The sequence below is a fragment of the Arthrobacter sp. Y3225116 genome (genome assembly GCF_059091245.1).
The window spans coordinates 1-3,239 of record NZ_JBNHGL010000283.1 but is presented as its reverse complement, the minus strand read 5'-3'; the positions used below and the strand labels follow the sequence as shown (position 1 = coordinate 3,239).

The window sequence follows — 3,239 nt, the reverse complement described above, 5'->3', positions numbered from 1 at the left end:
TGACCGAACCCGGCCGCTCGTCCGCCCTGGAGGTCACCTGCCCCGGCCCGGAAGCCGCTCTGGCGCTGGTGGGCGCGGCCCGCCGGCTCGGGATCGCGGCCAAGGCCCGGGAGGTCCGCGGCGTGGACCGCGTTGTCATCCGCGACGGAGACAGCATCGCCGCGCTCTTGACCCGGATGGGTGCCCATGATGCGCTGATGGTGTGGGAAGAACGCCGGATGCGCAAGGAAGTGCGGGCCACCGCAAACCGGCTGGCTAACTTCGACGACGCCAACCTGCGGCGCTCGGCGCAGGCCGCCGTCGCGGCGGGCGCCCGCGTGGAGCGTGCCCTCGAGATCCTCGACGACGAGGTGCCGGAGCACCTGCGGTACGCCGGTGAGCTCCGGGTGGCGCACAAGCAGGCCTCCCTGGACGAACTGGGTCGCTTGGCGGACCCGCCGATGACCAAGGACGCCATCGCCGGCCGGATCCGCCGCCTGCTGGCCATGGCGGACAAGCGGGCGCTGGAGCTGCGCATCCCGGGGACCGAAGCCAACGTGACGCCGGAGATGCTGGACGACTAGGCAGGGCCCGGCAGCCTGCCGGGCCGTGCCCGGGGAAGACGGAGGGAAGCATGGGCACGCACGAACTGCACCCCGGCCACGGTTGCGCGGCCTTGGAACCGCGCGTCCCGGCGAGGATCATGGAACTGAACGACTCCATGCACCATGCCACCTGCGGGGCCGGCGCGGACACCGCGCCGGTACCGTCCACCGGGCCGACGTCGCCGCCCGCTTCGTCCCCGCCCGCACCGGCGCTTCCGCGCTGACCACCCCGGCCAGCTGGCCGACAACATGGCACGGACCGGGGGAGCCCTTCCGGTCACGGCCCATCCACGAGGTAGAGGCTCATGACTACTCGAGTTGGAATCAACGGATTCGGCCGCATCGGCCGCAGCTACTTCCGCGCCGTCCTGGCGAAAGAAACGGACCTGGAGATCGTGGCGGTCAACGACCTGACCGATGCGCATACCCTGGCCCACCTGCTCAAATACGACAGCGTGCTCGGCGTGCTGGCAGAAACGGTCGAGGTGGATGCCGGCAACCTGATCGTCGGCGGCCGGAAGGTCAGCGTACTGTCCGAAAAGGAACCCGCCGCGCTGCCGTGGAGCGACCTCGGGGTCGACATCGTGATCGAATCCACCGGCAGGTTCAACAAGGGCGGCGGCGCCCGGAAACACCTTGACGCCGGGGCGAAGAAAGTCCTGATCTCGGCCCCGGCCAAGGACGAGGACATCACCATCGTGATGGGCGTCAATGACAGCGAGTACGACGCCGGTTCCCACCACCTGGTTTCGAACGCCTCCTGCACCACGAACTGCCTCGCGCCCATGGCGAAGGTGCTGCACGAGAAGTTCGGCATCGAGCACGGACTCATGACCACCATCCACGCCTACACCGCCGACCAGAACCTGCAGGACGGGCCGCACCGGGACTTGCGGCGCGCCCGGGCGGCGGCCATCAACCTGGTTCCGACATCGACCGGCGCGGCGAAGGCCATCGGGCAGGTCCTGCCGGAACTGCAGGGCAAGTTGGACGGTTTCGCGGTCCGTGTGCCGGTGCCGACCGGCTCGATGACCGACCTGACCGTCACCGTGTCCCGCGAAACCGATGTGGAAGAGGTCAACGCGGCGTTCAAGGAGGCCGCCGGCGACCCGCACTGGGCCGGGATCATCACGTACACGGAGGACCCCATCGTGTCCTCCGACATCGTCACAGACCCGGCGTCTTCGATCTTCGACTCGGGACTGACTAAGGTAATGGGTAATCAGGTGAAAGTTGTCGGCTGGTACGACAACGAGTGGGGCTACTCCAACCGCCTGGTGGACCTGACCGCTCTGATCGCCTCGAAGCTGTCCTAGGTCCCGCCCGTCCCGTCCTCCGCACGAAGGAAGAAATGACTGCACATTCTCTTGATGCCCTGCTGGCCGCCGGGGTCCGCGGACGCCACGTGTTGGTCCGCTCGGACCTGAATGTCCCGTTGGAGGGCGAACTCCCGGATCTGGCGGTCTCCGACGACGGGCGGATCCGGGCGTCCCTGCCGGTCATCGTCAAGCTCGCGCAGGCCGGGGCGCGGGTGGTCGTGACGGCCCATCTCGGCCGCCCCAAGGGCGCCCCCGAGGAGAAGTTCTCGCTGCGCCCCGCCGTCGCCCGGCTGAAGGAACTGGCACCGGTCACGGTCAAGTTCGCGGGAGACACGGTGGGCCCGGCCGCCCGGGAGGTGGCCGCCGGCCTGCAGGACGGGGAAGTGCTGGTGGTGGAGAACGTGCGGTTCGATCCCCGGGAAACCAGCAAGGACGACGCCGAACGGGAGGCCTTTGCCGCCGAACTCGCCGCCCTGACCGGCGACGACGGAGCCTACGTGGACGACGCCTTCGGTGCCGTCCACCGCAAGCATGCTTCGGTCTTCGACATTGCCCGCCGGCTTCCGGCCTACCAGGGCGACCTCGTGCGGACGGAGCTCCAGGTCCTGAACAAGCTCACCGAGGCGCCGCAGCGGCCGTACGTGGTGGTCCTGGGCGGTTCCAAGGTCTCGGACAAGCTGGCCGTGATCGAGAACCTGCTGGGCAAGGCCGACTACCTGCTGGTCGGCGGCGGCATGGTCTTCACCTTCCTGGCGGCCCAAGGCTACAAGGTCGGCTCCAGCCTGCTGGAGCAGGACCAGCTGGACACCGTGCGCGGCTACCTGGCACGCGCCAAGGAACTGGGGTGCACGTTCATCCTGCCGACCGACATCGTGGTCGCCGAGAAGTTCGCCGCCGATGCGGCCTGGGAAGTGGTTCCGGCGGACAGCATCGAGTCGGCATCGTTCGGCTCCGCCGGCATCGGCCTGGACATCGGCCCGGAGTCGGCCGAGGCCTTCGCCCACCAGATCCACTCGGCGAACACCGTCTTCTGGAACGGGCCGATGGGCGTGTTCGAGTTCGCCGCGTTCGCCAACGGCACCCGCACGGTGGCCAAGGCCCTCACCGGGAGCGACGGCTTCACCGTCGTCGGCGGAGGCGATTCCGCCGCCGCCGTCCGCGCCCTCGGCTTTGACGACGGCGCCTTCGGACACATTTCCACCGGCGGCGGCGCCAGCCTCGAATATCTCGAGGGCAAGACCCTGCCCGGCCTGGCGGCACTGGAGAACTGATCGAGCGGCATCTCCTGCCGCCCCCGGGCGGCAGGAGATGCCGGCATCGCCCAGGCCCACGGCGC

The 3,239-nt window shown here is 69.2% G+C and carries 4 protein-coding genes; all 4 read left to right on the top strand.

Translation table 11 applies throughout. The features are described 5' to 3' along the window. On the top strand, positions 1-563 hold a 563-nt coding region (gene whiA / locus AC5RV2_RS16140), incomplete at its 5' end, for a DNA-binding protein WhiA (protein ID WP_494093174.1). 50 nt (positions 564-613) lie between these two features. Further along, complete coding sequence (locus AC5RV2_RS16135; protein ID WP_494093173.1) at positions 614-808, top strand: hypothetical protein; 195 nt, start codon at positions 614-616, stop codon at positions 806-808. Positions 809-889: 81 nt separating this feature from the next. Continuing rightward, on the top strand, positions 890-1,900 hold the full coding sequence (gap, locus tag AC5RV2_RS16130; RefSeq protein WP_494093172.1) for a type I glyceraldehyde-3-phosphate dehydrogenase: 1,011 nt from the start codon (positions 890-892) through the stop codon (positions 1,898-1,900). 35 nt (positions 1,901-1,935) lie between these two features. Then, positions 1,936-3,174, top strand: a complete 1,239-nt coding sequence (locus tag AC5RV2_RS16125; protein WP_494093171.1) for a phosphoglycerate kinase — start codon at positions 1,936-1,938, stop codon at positions 3,172-3,174. Positions 3,175-3,239 lie beyond the last annotated feature (65 nt).

Coding starts and splice junctions, on each gene's coding strand:
- AC5RV2_RS16125 (WP_494093171.1), top strand. CDS start 1,936: ATGACTGCACATTCTCTTGATGCCCTGCTGGCCGCCGGGGTCCGCGGA.
- AC5RV2_RS16135 (WP_494093173.1), top strand. CDS start 614: ATGGGCACGCACGAACTGCACCCCGGCCACGGTTGCGCGGCCTTGGAA.
- gap (WP_494093172.1), top strand. CDS start 890: ATGACTACTCGAGTTGGAATCAACGGATTCGGCCGCATCGGCCGCAGC.